At 68.2% G+C, this 16,330-nt stretch carries 16 protein-coding genes; 8 read left to right on the top strand and 8 right to left on the bottom strand.

Going from position 1 to position 16,330, the window contains the following annotated elements; all coding sequences use genetic code 11:
* Window positions 1-532 precede the first annotated feature (532 nt).
* The gene (gene otsB / locus AC1DWT_RS22305; RefSeq protein WP_477922236.1) at window positions 533-4,462 is read left to right on the top strand and encodes a trehalose-phosphatase; all 3,930 of its coding nucleotides are present in this window, start codon (window positions 533-535) and stop codon (window positions 4,460-4,462) included.
* Window positions 4,463-4,582: 120 nt separating this feature from the next.
* Here the strand turns inward: otsB and AC1DWT_RS22300 are convergent, their stop codons facing one another.
* Together AC1DWT_RS22300 and AC1DWT_RS22295 are read right to left on the bottom strand one after the other, a co-directional pair.
* Window positions 4,583-5,212, bottom strand: a complete 630-nt coding sequence (locus AC1DWT_RS22300; protein ID WP_241031210.1) for a YdhR family protein — start codon at window positions 5,210-5,212, stop codon at window positions 4,583-4,585.
* A gap of 35 nt (window positions 5,213-5,247) precedes the next feature.
* Window positions 5,248-5,712 carry a GyrI-like domain-containing protein gene (locus AC1DWT_RS22295; protein WP_095864166.1) on the bottom strand — a complete coding sequence of 155 codons (465 nt, stop codon included), beginning with the start codon at window positions 5,710-5,712 and terminating at the stop codon, window positions 5,248-5,250.
* Window positions 5,713-5,909: 197 nt separating this feature from the next.
* On the opposite strand from AC1DWT_RS22295, the gene AC1DWT_RS22290 reads away from it, so the two are divergent.
* Window positions 5,910-6,362 carry a nitroreductase/quinone reductase family protein gene (locus AC1DWT_RS22290; protein WP_072946245.1) on the top strand — a complete coding sequence of 151 codons (453 nt, stop codon included), beginning with the start codon at window positions 5,910-5,912 and terminating at the stop codon, window positions 6,360-6,362.
* Between the two features lie 6 nt (window positions 6,363-6,368).
* Here the strand turns inward: AC1DWT_RS22290 and AC1DWT_RS22285 are convergent, their stop codons facing one another.
* Window positions 6,369-6,779 carry a cupredoxin domain-containing protein gene (locus tag AC1DWT_RS22285; protein ID WP_072946244.1) on the bottom strand — a complete coding sequence of 137 codons (411 nt, stop codon included), beginning with the start codon at window positions 6,777-6,779 and terminating at the stop codon, window positions 6,369-6,371.
* Window positions 6,780-6,887: 108 nt separating this feature from the next.
* Complete coding sequence (locus AC1DWT_RS22280; protein ID WP_477922231.1) at window positions 6,888-7,598, bottom strand: enoyl-CoA hydratase/isomerase family protein; 711 nt, start codon at window positions 7,596-7,598, stop codon at window positions 6,888-6,890.
* A gap of 117 nt (window positions 7,599-7,715) precedes the next feature.
* On the opposite strand from AC1DWT_RS22280, the gene AC1DWT_RS22275 reads away from it, so the two are divergent.
* The 3 genes from AC1DWT_RS22275 (at window position 7,716) to AC1DWT_RS22265 (ending at window position 10,834) form a co-directional block, all read left to right on the top strand.
* Window positions 7,716-8,165 carry a DUF6292 family protein gene (locus AC1DWT_RS22275; protein ID WP_095864346.1) on the top strand — a complete coding sequence of 150 codons (450 nt, stop codon included), beginning with the start codon at window positions 7,716-7,718 and terminating at the stop codon, window positions 8,163-8,165.
* Entirely contained in the window at window positions 8,162-9,328 is a 1,167-nt protein-coding gene (locus AC1DWT_RS22270) for an AI-2E family transporter (protein ID WP_095864165.1), read from the top strand. The genes AC1DWT_RS22275 and AC1DWT_RS22270 overlap by 4 nt, the downstream gene beginning before the upstream one ends.
* A 120-nt stretch (window positions 9,329-9,448) precedes the next feature.
* Complete coding sequence (locus AC1DWT_RS22265; RefSeq protein WP_095864164.1) at window positions 9,449-10,834, top strand: WS/DGAT/MGAT family O-acyltransferase; 1,386 nt, start codon at window positions 9,449-9,451, stop codon at window positions 10,832-10,834.
* A 3-nt stretch (window positions 10,835-10,837) separates the two neighbouring features.
* Here the strand turns inward: AC1DWT_RS22265 and AC1DWT_RS22260 are convergent, their stop codons facing one another.
* Window positions 10,838-11,908: an iron-containing redox enzyme family protein gene (locus tag AC1DWT_RS22260; protein WP_095864163.1), complete on the bottom strand. Its 1,071-nt coding sequence runs from the start codon at window positions 11,906-11,908 to the stop codon at window positions 10,838-10,840.
* Here AC1DWT_RS22260 and AC1DWT_RS22255 point away from each other — a divergent pair, their 5' ends adjacent.
* The 3 genes from AC1DWT_RS22255 to AC1DWT_RS22245 all read left to right on the top strand — a co-directional run bounded on the left by AC1DWT_RS22255 (window position 11,909) and on the right by AC1DWT_RS22245 (window position 14,236).
* Window positions 11,909-12,127 carry a CDGSH iron-sulfur domain-containing protein gene (locus AC1DWT_RS22255; protein WP_072946239.1) on the top strand — a complete coding sequence of 73 codons (219 nt, stop codon included), beginning with the start codon at window positions 11,909-11,911 and terminating at the stop codon, window positions 12,125-12,127.
* Window positions 12,128-12,341: 214 nt separating this feature from the next.
* On the top strand, window positions 12,342-12,797 hold the full coding sequence (locus AC1DWT_RS22250) for an STAS domain-containing protein (RefSeq protein ID WP_072946238.1): 456 nt from the start codon (window positions 12,342-12,344) through the stop codon (window positions 12,795-12,797).
* Entirely contained in the window at window positions 12,794-14,236 is a 1,443-nt protein-coding gene (locus AC1DWT_RS22245; RefSeq protein ID WP_477922228.1) for an alpha,alpha-trehalose-phosphate synthase (UDP-forming), read from the top strand. Before AC1DWT_RS22250 ends, AC1DWT_RS22245 begins: the two co-directional genes overlap by 4 nt.
* Window positions 14,237-14,253: 17 nt before the next feature.
* Here the strand turns inward: AC1DWT_RS22245 and AC1DWT_RS22240 are convergent, their stop codons facing one another.
* The 3 genes from AC1DWT_RS22240 to AC1DWT_RS22230 all read right to left on the bottom strand — a co-directional run bounded on the left by AC1DWT_RS22240 (window position 14,254) and on the right by AC1DWT_RS22230 (window position 16,328).
* Window positions 14,254-15,024, bottom strand: a complete 771-nt coding sequence (locus AC1DWT_RS22240; RefSeq protein WP_206012296.1) for a GAF and ANTAR domain-containing protein — start codon at window positions 15,022-15,024, stop codon at window positions 14,254-14,256.
* 177 nt (window positions 15,025-15,201) lie between these two features.
* The gene (locus tag AC1DWT_RS22235; RefSeq protein WP_072946235.1) at window positions 15,202-15,999 is read right to left on the bottom strand and encodes a SigB/SigF/SigG family RNA polymerase sigma factor; all 798 of its coding nucleotides are present in this window, start codon (window positions 15,997-15,999) and stop codon (window positions 15,202-15,204) included.
* A complete protein-coding gene (locus tag AC1DWT_RS22230) occupies window positions 15,999-16,328 on the bottom strand; it encodes an ATP-binding protein (RefSeq protein WP_477922225.1) in 330 nt (109 codons plus the stop codon). The genes AC1DWT_RS22235 and AC1DWT_RS22230 overlap by 1 nt, the downstream gene beginning before the upstream one ends.
* Window positions 16,329-16,330: the final 2 nt, after the last annotated feature.

The raw sequence follows: 16,330 nt of genomic DNA, 5'->3' as shown, positions 1-16,330 counted from the left end.
GTCCGGCCTGCCAACGGGATCCGGTCGAGGCCGACGTGGAACCGTTCGCCGTGTCACCCTCGCCGCCAGGCTGATTTGGAGGAGTAACGCGAAGAAGTCCTCGGGTTCGCGCGCCGACCTGCGACTATGTACCGATTTGGCATCGATGCTTCGAGCGTTCGGAAGGTACGACTATGTCCGATTTGATGGTTGACCTCATGGCCTCGCCGCGGACCGCGCTCTGGCATGCGTGCACGCGGGTACCTGTCGGTCGGCGCTTTCCTGGCGGAGCGCACAGGCAGCCGAGAACGAGCGCGACGGTCCTGCCGGGTTTCACGGATCACCACTCCGGGTCTCGGTTGCCGGTCGGCGTGTTCGAGGACTGTGGACCCTAGTGCAAGGAGACGATGGTGGGGTCGAATCGAGGGGTACTGTCCGCACGATGTGGAAAGCGCCGTGACCGGTGTCCCGTTCTTCCCACGTGACCCCCGTTCGACGGTCGCTGTGCCCAACGCTGGTGTCAATGGAAAACAGGCGAACATGCTCGCGTGCGATGGAGGCTGAGACCGTGACCCGGCCGCTGATCGATCTGCGTCACCACGGCGCAGTCATCTTCGATCTCGACGTGGTCGTCGACACCGAGGCGGCGAGAACCGCAGCATGCGCTGACGTTCTCGACGCCTTCCTGTCCCGGCGCGCAGGCGAGGGCGGTGTGGACCGCGGTCCGTTCCGCGACCGCGACTACCACCGGTTCTTCGAGGGGCGGACGACAGCGGCGGGAATCACCGACTTCTTGACATCCCGGGGCGTATCCCTTTCGCGGGGGGTGCGCGGCGCGGCGGCGGATGAACATACCGTTGCAGGACTGTGCGCACGCGTAAGACAACACTTCCGGGCGCGCATCGCGCGTGACGGTGTGCCGTGCGTCGAATCGACTGTGGCTCTGGTGCGCCGGTTGCGGGGTCTCGGGGTCGGGACTGCGGTGTTCTCGGCGGGTGGCGATGTGAAGGACGTGCTCGCTGCCGTGGGAATCGATGACCTGTTTCCGATCGGGGTCGACGAGGCCGCTCCGCGGAACGCCGCGGCCCAGCTCGGTGCACCGCTCGCGAGTGCGGTGGTGGTCACCGCCTGCGAGGACTCTGTAGCGGACGCGAGCCGAGCCGGGTTCGCTCTGGTGGTCGCCGTCGGCCGGTCGGAACGGACCGATGTGTTGCGAAGTCGGGGCGCCGACGTGGTGGTCGGGAACCCGTCCGAGGTCGAACTCCGCGCGTGCGATCGCCGGCTCTCCGAGATTCCCGACGCGATGACCTCCCGTCACGAGCTCACCGCGCTCCTGCGTGTGCGCAGGCCGGCGATCTTTCTCGATTTCGACGGCACACTGGCGGACATCGTGCCCGATCCGGCCGCCGCTGCCGTCGTCGACGGAGCGGCAGCCGCACTGTCCCGATTGGCCGCCGAATGTCCCGTCGCCGTGATCAGCGGCCGTGACCTCGCGGATGTCCGGGAACGGGTCGGCATGTCCGGGATCTGGTACGCGGGCAGCCACGGCTTCGAACTCGCCGGGCCCGCGGGCCAGAGGTACGAGAATCCCGGCGCGCTCGTCGCCGTTCCTGTCCTCGACCGGGTGGCCCCGGTCCTGGTGGAGCGTCTGCAGCACATTCCGGGTGTGCTCGTCGAACGCAAGCGGTTCACCGTCGCGGTTCACTACCGGAACGTGCCGGCCGAGCACGTCGACGAGGTCGCGGCGGCGGTGTACGACGTCGGAGGCGGGGAAGTGGCGCTCCGGGTCACCGGTGGACGGAAGGTGATCGAACTGCGCCCCGACGTCGAGTGGGACAAGGGCCGGGCATTGCAATGGATACTCGAGCACGTCGTCGATGCTGGGTCGGCGCTGCCGATCTACATCGGCGACGACCTGACGGATGAGGACGCTTTCGACGCGGTGTCGGCCGAGGGGGTGGGCATTGTGGTCCGGAGCCGGGAGGCCGCAGATCGGCGATCCGCGGCGCAGTTCGCGGTGAACGCCCCGACACAGGTTCGGGAACTGCTCGAGCGACTGGCGGATCTGCTCGACCGAGACCCCGCGGACGCATCGCGGGCCGGGGGATGGATCCTCTTCTTCGACGGCTACTCCCCCGCGACCGAAAAACTTCGCGAGGCTGTCTGCACGGTGGGTAACGGATTCTTCGCCACGCGCGGCTGTGCACCCGAAGCTCCCGCCGGACCGGGCCACTATCCGGGCACCTACGTCGCGGGCGTCTACAACCGTTTGAGTGAGGAGCATTCGGGCACGGCCCTGGTGAACGAAAGCCTGGTGAATGTGCCGAACTGGCTGACGACGACGTTCCGCATCGACGGCGGACCGTGGTTCGATCTCGAAGCGGTCGAATTGCTCGACTACCGCCAGTATCTCGACCTCCGCCGGTCGGTGCTCACCCGCAGGTTGYGGTACCGCGATCGGGACGGGCGGACGACCTCGGTCGTCCAACGCCGTTTCGTCGCAATGCATCTCCCCCACGTCTGTGCGCTCCAGACGACGATCGTGGCCGAAGACTGGTCCGRCACGGTCGAATTCCGTTCGGCTCTAGACGGTTCGGTGCGGAACACCCTCGTCGACAGGTATCGAGACCTCGCCAGCGACCACCTCGAACGAGTACACGCCGCCGAGCTGCCGCCCGATGCGGTCCTACTGACCATGCAGACGAACCGCTCCCGCATCCCGGTGGCGATGGCGGCACGGACCACGGTGTGGTTCGACGGTAAGCCCTGCAACAGCCACGACCGGTTCTTCGACCGCGACGGAAGAACCGGACACGACATCACCGTCGACATCGCGACGGGGCGCCCAGTCACGATCGAGAAGACGGTGACCCTGTTCACCGGGCGCGATCACGCGATCTCCGACCCCGGCGACGAAGCTACCCGCTGGCTGCCTGGGTTGGGCAGATTCGACGAACTGCTCGACGGTCACGTGCTGGCGTGGGAGCACCTGTGGGACCGGGTGGGAATCGACCTCGCCGGCCACGAAGACGCATCGCGGATCGTGCGGTTCCACCTACTGCACCTGCTGCAGACGGTTTCCCGGAACACCGCAGACCTGGACGTGGGTGTCCCGGCTCGTGGTTTGCACGGCGAGGCGTACCGGGGCCACATTTTCTGGGACGAACTCTTCGTCTTCCCCGTCTTGAATCTGCGAGTTCCCGCACTGACCCGGTCGCTGCTGCACTACCGGTACCGTCGCCTCCCCGAGGCCCGCCGCGCGGCGAGCGCCGCCGGGTACCGGGGTGCGATGTTCCCGTGGCAGTCGGGCAGCGACGGGCGTGAGGAAAGCCAGCAACTGCACCTCAATCCACGATCCGGGCGCTGGCTGCCCGACCCCAGCTGGCGCCAACACCACATCGGCATCGCGATCGCGTACAACGTGTGGCAGTACTACCAGGTCACCGGTGACCTGGAGTTCCTCGGGGATTTCGGCGCCGAGATGCTGGTGGAGATCGCCCGATTCTTCGCCAGCCTGGCATCGTACGATCGAGCGCGGTCCCGGTACATCATCCGCGGCGTCGTCGGACCGGACGAATTCCATTCCGGCTATCCCGACGCACCCTACGACGGTGTCGACAACAACGCATACACCAATGTCATGGCGGTGTGGGTGATTCTGCGCGCCATCGAAGCACTCGATGCCGTTCCGGCCCCGAACCGGGCAGACCTCGTCGACAGCCTCCACCTGGACTCGCAGGAGATTGCCCGGTGGTCGGACATCAGCCGCCGCATGTTCGTTCCCTTCCACGATCAGGTGATCAGCCAATTCGAGGGCTACGGCGATCTGACCGAACTCGACTGGGACCGCTACCGCGAGCGGTACGGCGACATCCAGCGGCTCGACCGCATACTCGAGGCCGAGGGCGACGACGTCAACCGGTACCGGGCCTCCAAGCAGGCCGATGTGCTGATGTTGTTCTACCTCCTCTCCGCCGACGAACTGCGGGATCTGTTCGGGCTCCTGACGTATCGATTCGAACCGGACGCCATCCCGCGGACCATCGACTACTACCTCGCCCGAACCTCGCACGGCTCGACCTTGAGCGCGGTCGTGCACTCGTGGGTACTGGCCCGCGCCAACCGCGACAAGGCGATGGACTACTTCGAGAGGGTGCTCGCCTCCGATATCGCGGACATCCAGGGCGGTACGACCGCGGAGGGCATTCACCTGGCTGCCATGGCAGGCAGCATCGATCTACTTCAGCGGTGTTTCACCGGCCTCGAAACACGCGGCGATCGACTGGTTCTCGGCCCACAGTGGCCGGAGACGATGGGCGCGCTGGTGTTTCCGATCTCGTACCGTGGACACCAGCTGTGGTTGGAGGTCAGAGGGAGGCAGGTCGAGGTCAGCGCCGGCGCCGGAAACCAGCGACCGATCGAGATCATGTGCCGTGACCGGGTCGTCGAACTGCGGCCGGGCTGCACCGTCAGCCTGGGCTAGCCGGGTGGTGCGCCGATCATCTCCAGCCACTCGACGGACCCGGCGGTGTGGGCGGAGTGGAGGTTCGTGCCTCATTCGACCTCGATCACGCGGGCGTGAAGTGCTCGCCGCCGTGTGGGGTCATCGCGATCGACTTCCCGTTCGGACCAGTCGCCACCAGGGCCCGCAGGTGGGGCCGGTGCTCGCGTCGGGTGCGGCGGAGTCTGCGAGGACCTCGTCGCGTCGTGTTCCGGGCAGCACGCGGTATCGGATCGAAGCGCGGTGGCTCACCAGGGCCAGGGGCCACCACAGCGCGCTCACGTAGTCGTCGGCGGCCCGGGCGCCGTCCCACTGATAGAAACCCCGGTATCTCTCGTCTTCGTCTGCCGTCAGCCACAGCTTGGAGACGAAGCCGGGGAATCCGGCGAACAGGGGGGTGTTGAGCACGCTTTCCGCCCGGAAGAGGGCGTGGCCACGGCCGTGGACTCCGCGCAGCCGGAAGGACACGACGAGGACTACCGGGTCGGCGAGAGGGGCACCGTCCGCAACGGTTTCCCGGTAGACGGTGCCGGTGGTGCCGTCGGCGAAGGTCATCCGCCGGCCCTTGTTTCGGGTTGGTTGGTGAAGGCGGCGGCGCGCGATCAGGTATGCCGTTCGTGCGGCGCAGCGGGCGAGTCGCGGGGCGGCCACCCTCAGCGGCAATGGTCGAGGTTCGGTATCGGCCGCGGCGCTCGGGGTGAGTGAATGCGGTGCAGGTTCGCGGGTTGTCATCGTTCGTCCTCGTCGGATGGTCTGTGCGGCGGCGGTCAGCGCTCGTTGCGGTCGCAGCAGGGGAAGAACACTTCCGTGTGGCGTGCCGCAGTCCGGGGACCGTCGAGGTAGCACTCCCAGGGGTCACCGGAGACGGCGTAGCCGTGGGCGGAGATCCAGTGCGCGGCCGCGCCGTAGGCGGCGCACACTCCTCGGTAGTCGCCCACGTGGACTGTCGTGGCGACGGTGCCGCCCTGCAGTGCCGTCGGTTCGACCTGTCCGCGGGCGGTGATGCGGCCACTGAGGGGGAATCCGGCTTCGATATCGCACTGTCCGTCCGCAGACTCGCGGTACCGCGCGAACGGGGCCCCGGAGATGCGCCGTCCCTGTTTGTCGGCGACCGCGACCACCTCACCGAATGCGGGCCCGAGAAAGTCGCCGAGGCGGTCCCAGTCGACATGGCCCCGGACCACGGCCGCCGGGGTTGCGTCGACTTCGACCAGTTCGACTTCGTAGCCCATGGTTCCACCATCTCGCTGCTTCGTCGGCGCGGGCAGGGCCGAAGGTCCCCCGTCGCCGGTCCTTGGGCATCGAATCCTGTGTGACCGCCTCCTCGCCCGTGCCCGGGCTGCTCGACACGCCTGGGCCGAGGTGCCTGGCTGGGAACATGTGCCCGAGGTGGTTGCCACGGCAGCGGCGGGTTCGGAATAGTCGAGGCATGGTGCGCCGGACCGGGAGAGTGCTGCCGCCGTGGTATCTCGCCCACGTCAACAGGGTGATCGTCGGCCTGCACCGGCTGGGGGTGCCGATGCCGATGCCGGCGCTCACCGTCCCGGGCCGGACGACGGGGGTGCCGCGGTCGACGCCGGTCTCGCCGTACGAGGTGGACGGCCACACCTACGTCGTCGCCGGGTACGCCGAATCGGATTGGGCGAAGAACGCCCGGGCGGCCGGGCGCGGGGAACTGACCCGCGGGCGCCACCGCGAGCGTGTTCGCCTGGTCGCGTTGCCGGTATCGGAGCGGGCCCGGATCCTTCGCGAGTTCCCGATCCGGGTGCCGCACGGGGTCACCATGTTCCTGAAGGCAGGGACGGTCGCGAACTCCTCTCCGGAGGCGTTCGCGGCCGCCGCCGACCGGTGCGAGGTGTTCCGCATCGAGCCGCTGGACTGACGGGGGTCACCGAACTTCGAGCGTCCCCACCATGTTCGGGTGGTAGGTGCAGTGGAAGGCGAAAGTGCCCGGCTGCCCGGGCACCGTGAACGTCGCGGTCGCACCCGGTTCGACCTCCACGTCGAACAGGTCGCCGGTGTCTGCGGTCACGGTGTGTTCGGCGGTGTCGTCGTTGCGGACGGTGACCTGCTCTCCCGGCGCGAACGTGCCGGGCAGCGTGTACTTGAAGTCGCTGATCACGATCTCCCGTGCACCCGCAGGCATGGACATCGGCATCGACGGCATGTCGGTCATCATGTGGTCCCCGCCGTGCTCCGATTCGGAGGAAGCGGACGAGTCGTCGCTGCCGTTTCCGCACGCGACCAGCGCGAAGGCGGCCAGTAGGATCGACAGGACAAGTGTCAGTACGCGTTTCATGGTGGTCGCCTCCGGGGTGCCGGTGGGAACGGATGCCCGACGCCCCGTTCCTCGCGGGAGTAGTACCCGTTTTCCCGGAAGACACCCCTCGAAGTGCGTGGTGACTCGTCAGCCGCCGTTCAACGCCTCCTGCGTCTCGAGGTTCACGACCGGGGTGCGGAGCGAGGCGACGGCGCCGGAGTAGAGGGAGGACTTGATTTCACCGAGCGTGCGCCCGCGCGTCGCGACGAGTCCCTGCGCGTGTGCGACGGCGTCGGCGAGCACCTGCTGTTCGGAGGCGACCTCGTCGACGAATCCGAGTTCCTTCGCCGCGATGCCGCCGTACCGCTGTCCGGTCACCAGGGCGGTGTGCACCGCCCGCGCGGGCAGGCGGGCTGCGAGCAGCGCGATGCTGCCGGGTGCGTAGCTCGCCCCGATGGTGATCCCCGGCAGGCAGAAGTAGCCGCGATCCTCCCGCATCACCCGGTGATCGTGGGCGGCCGCGAGGATGGCGCCGCCGCCGAAGGTGTGTCCGGTCAGCGCGRCCACGGTGGGCAGTGGAAAGGTGAGAATCCGCGCGAACAGGGCCTGCACACGGTCGATGTAGGAGTTCAGCTTGTCGGTGTTGGCGAGGACCCAGGCGGTGTCGAGACCGGTGGAGTAGAACTTTCCGACCGCGGTCGTCACCAGCGCGGCGGGGCCGTCGTGCTGCTCGACCCGATCGAGGAGACCGTCGACACTCGCGATCCAGTCCGGGTGGAAGGCGTTCTCGCTGTCCCGTTCCCCTTCCTCCCCGAAGTACAGGACGAACACATCACCCGAGCGTTCCAAGTACGGCATGCGGCGAGGCTACCCGCAGACCGGCGCGCTGCGCCCCTCGAGCACCCACCGGTGGGTGAAGTTTCAACTGTTGCGGGGCCGGGTATGTCGATCGTCAAACAGCTGAGGCGGTGGACGATGAAGAGCGGAACAGGCATTGCCGACACCCGCACCGTTCGGGACTACATCCACACGGTGGCCAGGAGCGTTCACGCCGATTCCATCGACTGGTGGGACTGCGACGGATTCGACGCCGTCCTCGTGCTGCCGTTCCGGTTGCACTATCTCCCCGGTCGCAACGCGGTGCTCGCGTGGAACCGGACCTTCGGCTGGTCACTCGGCGTCGAAGGACTGGGCCGCCGCAGTGTCATCGTGATCGACGGCCTCGGCCTCGGCCGGATGCCGTCGCCCGCCGTGTGCGCGGAACGTGCGGTGGAGTTGATCGACGACTACTGCCGCTCCACACCGGCACTGCCGGGCGCGCACGGTCCCGGCCCCGCCGTACCGGCTGCCGCGGATCGCTGTCCCCGCATCGGCAACGCCGCCGCCGGTGGCGGACGGCGGGACAGAGTCGTCAAACGACCGTGACCGGTGGCGGCGGGGGCCACGACGACAACGTGGCCCAACCGCATTCCTCCGCGCAGGAGCAGCCGATCGTCGCCGCGGAGCAGGGCGCGGCGCGGATCAGCACGGCGGCGCATCCGCTGGGCAAACCCGGCCCGCGGTTCGACCGCCGGTCTCCGTTCTTCATCGGCATGGCCGGGGCCGCCGGTGTCGCCGTCACGTACGCGCTGATCGAGGTCGTTCTCGCCGCCCGCGGGGTGCTGGTGCTCATCGCCGTCGCCGCCTTCCTGGCGATCGGTCTCGAACCGGCCGTGTCCTGGCTGGTGCGGCACGGATTTCCCCGATGGGCAGCCGTCACAACGGTTTTCGTCGTCGCGTTCGCGATACTGGCCGGTTTCCTCGCCGCGGCGATCCCGCCGATGGTGACGCAGGGCGGCGCTCTCGTCCACAACGCCCCCGACTACCTGGGCCACCTCGAGCAGCGTTACCCGGTGTTGGAGGAACTGAGCACCCGCTTCCATCTGCAGGACGAACTGCGCCGGGCGCTCGATGCGGGCAATGTGCCGGTGGTGCTCGGCGGGATCGTCGGCGCGGGCAGGTTCGTGTTCAGCGCCATCAGCGGCATGATGATCGTGGTCGTACTCACCGCGTACTTCCTCGCCGACTTCGGGCACATCCGGGCCTCCCTGTACCGCCTGGCCCCGAACTCGCGGCGACCGCGCACGATTCTGATCGGTGACGAAATCTTCGCGAAGGTCGGCGGCTACGTGCTCGGCAACCTCCTGATCTCGCTGATCACCGCCGTCCTCACGTTCGTGTGGCTGGTCGCCTTCGACGTCCCCTACCCGCTGTTGCTGGCCGTCCTCGTCGCCGTGCTGGATCTGATTCCTGTGGTCGGTTCCACCCTCGCCGGTGTCGTGGTGGCCCTGGTCGCCCTGACCGTGTCGCTGCCGGTGTCGCTGGCGACCATCGTCTTCTTCATCGCCCTCCGCCTGTTCGAGGACTATCTCCTCGTTCCCCGCATCATCGGCAGAACCGTCAAGGTGCCCCCGATGGTCACCGTCGTCGCCGTCCTCATCGGCGGGGCACTGCTGGGCATCGTCGGGGCGCTGCTCGCGATTCCCGTCGCCGCCGCCGTCCTGCTCCTCGCCCGCGAGACGGTGTTTCCGCAGCTCGATCGGGGTTGAGCAGGCGCGGCACGAAAACGGCCCTGTGGAAGAAGTTTCCATGTTCTGCTTACCCTGGAGACGTGGGATGCGCCGGGGCATGCTCGGGGTCGTGTCCCGAGCATGAGAAAGAGGCGCTGCATGTCGGTGATGAGTCCCACCGAGGCGATGTTCGTGCTGTTCGAAACACCCTCGCACCCCATGCACATGGGTGCGCTCGAACTGTTCGAACCGCCGCGCGAATCGGGACCAGATCACGCCCGGGTCATGTACGAGGCGCTGATCTCGCAGGAGGGTGCGTCCGACACGTTCCGCCGGCGCGCCGTCCGCCCCCTGCGGGGCGCCAGTTACCCGTGGTGGTCGTTCGACGACCGCATCGACCTCGGCTACCACGTGCGGCACACGGCGGTGCCGGGGCGGGGCCGCATGGAGGACCTGCTGTCGCTGGTGTCCCAGATGCACGGCATGCCGCTCGATCCGCAACACCCGATGTGGGAGATCCACGTCATCGAGGGGCTCGCGGACGGACGGACGGCCGTGTTCTCGAAGATCCACCTGTCGCTGATGGACGGACCGGCGGGGCTGCGGCTCCTCCACCACGCCCTGTCGACAGACCCCGACGCCCGCGACTGCCCCGCACCGTGGACACCCGGGGTGTCCGGCACGTCGCGGCGCGAATCCGCGCTGCCCGTCGCCGCGGTCCGGGCCGGGGTGCGGGCCGCCACCAGCATCGTCGGGGTGCTGCCCGCGCTCGCGAAAGTCGCGTACGACGGTGTCCGCGACCAGCATCTGACGCTTCCCCTGCAGTCACCGCCCACGATGCTCAACGTCCCCGTCGGCCGGGCCCGGAAACTCGCGGCCCGGTCGTGGCCGATCCGGCGTCTGGTGTCGGTGGCCGCCGCCGCCCGCACCACGATCAACGCGGTGGTGCTCGCGATGTGCTCGGGGGCGCTGCGTCACTATCTCGTCGAGCAGTACGCACTGCCCGAAGCGCCGTTGACTGCGATGCTGCCGGTCCCGCTCGACCTCGGCGGCACCATGATCGGACCACGCGGCCGCGACCACGGGGTCGGCGCGATGGTCGTCGGGCTGGCCACCGACGAAGCGGACCCGGCCGCCCGCCTCGCCCGCATCAGCGAGTCGGTCGAGCACACCAATCGTGTGTTCGGGGCGCTGAGCCACACCCAGTTCCAGGTGATGAGCGCACTGGCGATCAGCCCGATCCTGCTCGAACCGGTCCGCCGGTTCGTCGACGACACTCCCCCGCCGTTCAACGTCATGATCTCCTACATGCCGGGCCCGTCGCGGCCGCGGTACTGGAACGGCGCCCGCCTGGACGCGGTGTACCCGGCGCCGACGGTCCTTGGGGGTCAGGCGCTGAGCATCACCCTCACCAGCCGGTCCGGTCAGCTCGACGTCGGGGTGGTCGGTGATCGGCACGCCGTCCCGCACCTCCAGCGGATCATCACGCACCTGGAGACGTCGCTGACCGATCTGGAGAACGCGGTCGCCGCGTCCGGCACCTGACCGCTACCCGGCCGGTTGCCGCAGGGACGTGCGATTGCGTTCCCAGCACCGGGTGACGTGGTCGCCGACCAGGTCGTCGAACGCGAGACACGCCGCGGCCCCCAGCAGGACGTCGTCGGCCGCCGCGGGCCGGGCGGCGACCAACCCGCCGGCGAGGTCCCGGCACACGATCTGTTCGTGCACGGAGTCGGCCTCCACGTGCTCGTCGAAGAACCGGGTGGCCGCCGTCCCGAACCCGAGCCGGCGCAGTCCCGCGGCGTACTTCTTGCTCGGCAACGCGGACGTGGTCTCCACCGCGCACAGGTGCCCCACCAGGGCGCCGAGACGACTGCGGTGGAGGCCGAACAGGGACAGCGCGTTCAGCGACGCCAGCGTCACGGCGGGCACCGCGTCGACGTAGTGCGCGTACGCGTCGGACAGTCCGAGTTCGCGCATCGTCGTCGCGAACAACGCCGAGTGCATGCGGTCGGGTCTGCCGCCGCCGTATTCGTCGGACTGCACCTCCACCAGCGCCGCCTTCGGTGCGCCCGCGAGCCGCGGAATGCCGAGCGTGTGCACGTCCGCCTCGCGCAGCTGGTTGAGGGAGCGGTGGATCAGCAGTTCCCGGAACTGGGTGAGATCCGCGTCATGGGCCATATACCCGGACAGTCCCGGCGCGGTGCTGGGTGCGGTCATCTCCCACAACGCCGCCACCACGTCGTCGACGCCCGTCGGCGGACCCGCGAGCACGCCGATAGCGGCGTCGAACGGCACCTCCAGCGCCGACCGGGCGGCGATCAGGTCGCTGTCCCACTCCCACCGGTCGTCGACCCCGGCGATCCCCTGCAGGTGCAGTTCGTACAGGGCAGTCAGGCAGATCTGCGCGTCCTCGTCGAACAGGAACGCACGCGGGTCGCTCCGTTCCGCCGCGGCGAGAGCGCGCGCCGCCACCACGAACGGCTCGGCGTCGGCGGCGTCTCCGCGCAGAATGGGGAACAGGAGGCCGCTGACGGGACCGCGCGGCGCCGGACAGGGCATGGACGTTCCCGGTTGCGGCACCGTGCCCGACGCCGACCGAGAGTGCAAGGTGGTCATATGAACTCCATTCCCACATCCGGGGCCGGCGAATCCGACGTGACCATCACCGTCTGCCCCGACGGCCCGCTCCTGGTGCGTGGTGCGGCGCGGATCCTCGACACCGAAGGTAACCCGATCGGCGGCGATCGGGCCACCGTGGCGCTGTGCCGGTGCGGGCGGACGAGCATCGCCCCGTTCTGCGACAGTTCGCACAAGAAGCGTCGGCGCCGCACATAGAGCCGCCGCTGCCTGGCGAGAAACGCTGTGGCGCGGTCGAAAACAGAAACGGCGGAGTGCGGCGGCAATCCGATGCCGAAAAGCCTCCTGCCACCGTCGGCGGAATGAGGTAACGTCGGAGACCTGCACGGTTGAGCCCCCAGCCGCAATGGACGGGCACGGTTCCCGCGCCTCCCTGCCTGTCTCCTTCGTCGCTCGACCGTGAGGAAACAACATGAAATCCGTTCTCAGTGCGCCTCCGACACCCGACGACCCCGCCGCGAATACGCCGCTGTTCAGCTGGGCGGCCGAGCCGGAACACGGGCGGCTCGCCGTTGACAGCGCACCGGGCGCCGGCGGGATCCTGGTCGTCCGGATCTCCGGCGACATCGACGTCACCACCCTCCCATCGTTCGGGAGTCATCTCGAGGAAGCGATCGACGATCGGTTGCCGTTCGTGCTCGATCTCTCCGACGTCCAGTTTCTGTGTGCGTCGGCGCTGCCGATTCTGGAGATCATGTCCGCCCGCGCGCACCGGCTCACCGTGCCGTGGGCGGTCACCGGGAACAACGCTCTCCGCAGGCCGTTGACAGCGATGAACATGGCGGCGGTCATCCCGTTCTGCGCCGAGCTCGAGGACGCGTTCCGGCTGGTTGCCGGTGGAATGCAGCGGGGTGGGCGCTCGGCGTGACCGATTCCGCTCCGCACRGCACATCCGACTTCGTGGTGGTCGCCAACCGGCTGCCCGTGGACATGGAGACACTCGACGACGGAACGACACGCTGGAAGCGCAGCCCCGGAGGTCTCGTCACCGCCCTCGAGCCGATCCTGCTCGACCGGGAGCGCGGTTCCTGGGTGGGCTGGCCGGGGGTGCCCGACACGAAGGTCGAACCGATCGTCTCCGGTGGGATCGATCTGTACCCGGTGGAGTTGAGTTCGGACGAGGTGTCGCAGTACTACGAGGGCTTCTCGAACGCGACGCTGTGGCCGCTGTACCACGACGTGCTGGTGGCCCCGGTCTTCGACCGGGATTGGTGGCACACCTACCTGGAGGTGAATCGCCACTTCGCCGAGGAGACCGCGCGCACCGCGGCCGAGGGCGCCACCGTGTGGGTGCAGGACTATCAACTCCAGCTGGTGCCGCGCCTGCTCCGGGAGATGCGCCCCGATCTGACCATCGGATTCTTTCTGCACATCCCGTTCCCGCCGGTCGAGCTGTTCATGCAGCTGCCGTGGCGGAAAGAGATCATGGAGGGGCTTCTCGGGGCCGACCTCATCGGCTTCCATCTGCCCGGGGGCGCCCACAACTTCCTGTTCCTCGCCCGCAGGCTACTCGGACTCGACGCCACCGCGGCAGGCGTCGGCGTGCGCGGCGCGCTCGGCCGGGTGACGCTCGATGACCGTGTCGTCCAGGTCGGTGCGTTCCCCATCTCCGTCGACTCCCGGCAACTCGTCGAACAGGCCGCCGACCCTGCCGTCGTCGAACGGGCCGCGGAGATCCGCCGGGAGCTCGGAAACCCGCGGAAGATCCTCCTCGGCGTCGACCGGCTCGACTACACGAAGGGCATCGACCTGCGGTTGTCGGCGCTCGGCGAACTGCTCGACGAGGGTCGCCTCGACCCCTCTGACACCGTGATGGTGCAGCTCGCCACCCCGAGCCGTGAACGCGTCGACCACTACATGAAGATGCGCAGTTCCATCGAGGAGCAGGTCAGCCACATCAACGGCGATCACGGGCAGATCGGCCGTCCGGTGGTGCACTACCTCTACCAGCCGGTCGATCGCAGCGAGCTGATCGCGCTGTTCCTCGCCGCGGACATCATGCTCGTCACCCCGATGCGCGACGGAATGAATCTCGTGGCGAAGGAATACGTCGCCTGCCGGGCCGACCTGGGCGGTGCGCTGGTGCTCAGCGAATTCGCGGGTGMCGCCGCCGAACTCCGGGGCGCCTACCTGGTGAACCCGCACGACCTCGACGTCATGAAGAACACGATCGTGGCCGCACTCGGCCAGGAGCGGGAGCAAGGACGGCGCCGCATGTCGCGGCTGCACCGGCAGGTGCTCGATCACGAYGTGCACCGGTGGGCGCAGTCCTTCCTCGGTGCCGTGGCCCCGGTCACCACCGACTGATCACCGTCACACAGGCCTCACTCCGGATTCGTCGTCACCGATTCGACGATGCGGCGCGCCACCTCCGCCAACTTCACGTGCTCCTGCTGCGACTGCGCGACGAGAATCTCGAACGCCTGGTCCGCGGACACACCCCGCAGCGCCATCACGATCCCCTTGGCCTGCTCGATGACGGCGCGGCTCTTCATGGCCCGCGTGAGGCCCGTCACCTCGTTCCTGGCCAACTCCACGCTGCGCGCGCTCCTGAGCAACCCCTCGATCGCCGTGGTGTAGACGAGGAGCACCACGGCGTCGAGTTCACTGAACCCGTGATCGCCCTGCCCGTAGATGTTGAGGGTCCCGGCGAGGGCCTCGTCGACGGCGAGCGGCGCGGACAGGAAACTGCGCATGCCGGCCTGGTCGAGGTTGTCGGCGAGGGACGGCCACCGCGTCGCGGCCTCCCCGAGTCTCGCCTTGACGACCGTCCGTGTGCCCGCGACACCGAAGTAGTCGCCATCGATGGCCTGGAAGTTCTCGATGTCGATCTGCCGGACCGCCTGGTCCGTGAAGGCGACGGTCTCCACGTGTCCGTCGCGCAGCAACGAAATTCCGGCCATGTCGGCGCCGGCGATCGCGTCCACCACCTGCTCGCAGACCCGTTGCAGCAGCAGGCCCATCTCCACCTGTGAGCCGGAGTTCCGATTGAACTCGTCCAACACGGTTGCCAACGAGCCCAATTGGGCGGCGATCGTCGCCCCGTCGAGATCAGGGGACATCGACTCAGGGCGCTCACCCGCAGTCTCGGCCATTCTCGGATACACCTCGGATTCCGGGTGTAACCGACAGGACACCCACTGAACGAACGCAGCAGTTGTCTCTACCGTCGAGAAGACTTTACTCGACCCGGGAACCGACTTCGTCCACCGATCCCGTCGCCGGGCGCGGCCGGTTCACCGGAAGCGGTCGAACGAGCCGATACGGTCCGCTCAGCCGCCGCCCAACTGCTCCCGCAGCGCGGACAGGGTGCGTGCCAGGATCCGCGAGACCTGCATCTGTGAGACGCCCACGCGCTGGGCGATTTCCGTCTGGGTCATCGATCCGAAGAAGCGCAACATCAGTACTCGCCGTTCGAGCGGCGGAAGTTTCTCCAGCGCCGGCCGCACCGAGGCGTGACTCTCCACGTTCGCGAGCTCCGGGTCCTCTTCGCCGAGTGTCTCGGCGAGGGGAAGGTCGTCGGGGTCATCTCCCATGGCCGCATCCATCGACAAGGTTTGGTAGGCGTTCTTCGCGAGCAGGCCCTCGGACACTTCCCGGACGTCGAGTTCGAGTTCGGCGGCGATCTCACTGGCCGACGGTGACCGCCCCAGTTCCTGCGACAGCTCGTCGACGGCCTTGGCAATCAACGCGTGGAGTTCCTGCATGCGCCGGGGCACCCGCATCGACCACCCGGTGTCGCGGAAGTACCGGCGAACCTCACCCATGATCGTGGGCACCGCGTAGGACACGAAGTCGAAGCCGCGGTCCGGATCGAAGCGGTCGACCGCCTTCACCAGCCCGAGCCGGGCGACCTGCAGCAGGTCCTCGTGCGCCTCGCCGCGACCGCCGAACCGGCGGGCGATGTGATCGGCCAGCGGAAGGCACCGTGTGATGATCTCGTCGCGCAGCGCGGACGCCTCCCCCGACGACTCCTCCAGGGTTCGCAGACGCGCCACCGCGGGCGCCACGTCCTTGTAGTCGTCTCTGCCGGGACGGTGCCGTTCGCTGCGTTCCGAAACCGGTGACACTAGATGGTGCCCCGGTATTTGACCAGTTCCACCGCCACGGTCCGCTCGACAGACCCGTTACCGACGGGTCCCTCCGACACCGACACCGCATTCATCAACGTCTCGAGCACGTGCCAACCGAAACTCTCCCGGTTGGGCACCCCGCGTCGAGCGAGGGGTGCACTGATCGTCACGTGCAACCCGGTTTCCGTCACCGCGAAGGAGCACGTCAGTTCGGCACCTCCCGGCGTCGCCGCGATCAGTTCCGAACACACCTCGTCCACGGCGAGTTTGATATCGGCGACGTCGTCGAGCGTGAAGTCACCCAGAACGGCGAGCGTTTCCGCCACGG

Source organism: Rhodococcus sp. P4_B6 (genome assembly GCF_056402215.1).
This window is presented reverse-complemented; position numbering and strand designations above follow the sequence as displayed.

Excerpts from the sequence above, each read along its gene's own strand:
- AC1DWT_RS22265 (WP_095864164.1), top strand. The coding sequence starts at position 9,449 with ATGTCGGTGATGAGTCCCACCGAGGCGATGTTCGTGCTGTTCGAAACA.
- AC1DWT_RS22240 (WP_206012296.1), bottom strand. The coding sequence starts at position 15,024 with ATGGCCGAGACTGCGGGTGAGCGCCCTGAGTCGATGTCCCCTGATCTC.
- AC1DWT_RS22255 (WP_072946239.1), top strand. The coding sequence starts at position 11,909 with ATGAACTCCATTCCCACATCCGGGGCCGGCGAATCCGACGTGACCATC.
- AC1DWT_RS22250 (WP_072946238.1), top strand. The coding sequence starts at position 12,342 with ATGAAATCCGTTCTCAGTGCGCCTCCGACACCCGACGACCCCGCCGCG.
- AC1DWT_RS22275 (WP_095864346.1), top strand. The coding sequence starts at position 7,716 with ATGAAGAGCGGAACAGGCATTGCCGACACCCGCACCGTTCGGGACTAC.
- AC1DWT_RS22300 (WP_241031210.1), bottom strand. The coding sequence starts at position 5,212 with ATGACAACCCGCGAACCTGCACCGCATTCACTCACCCCGAGCGCCGCG.
- AC1DWT_RS22295 (WP_095864166.1), bottom strand. The coding sequence starts at position 5,712 with ATGGGCTACGAAGTCGAACTGGTCGAAGTCGACGCAACCCCGGCGGCC.
- AC1DWT_RS22285 (WP_072946244.1), bottom strand. The coding sequence starts at position 6,779 with ATGAAACGCGTACTGACACTTGTCCTGTCGATCCTACTGGCCGCCTTC.
- AC1DWT_RS22260 (WP_095864163.1), bottom strand. The coding sequence starts at position 11,908 with ATGACCACCTTGCACTCTCGGTCGGCGTCGGGCACGGTGCCGCAACCG.
- AC1DWT_RS22290 (WP_072946245.1), top strand. The coding sequence starts at position 5,910 with ATGGTGCGCCGGACCGGGAGAGTGCTGCCGCCGTGGTATCTCGCCCAC.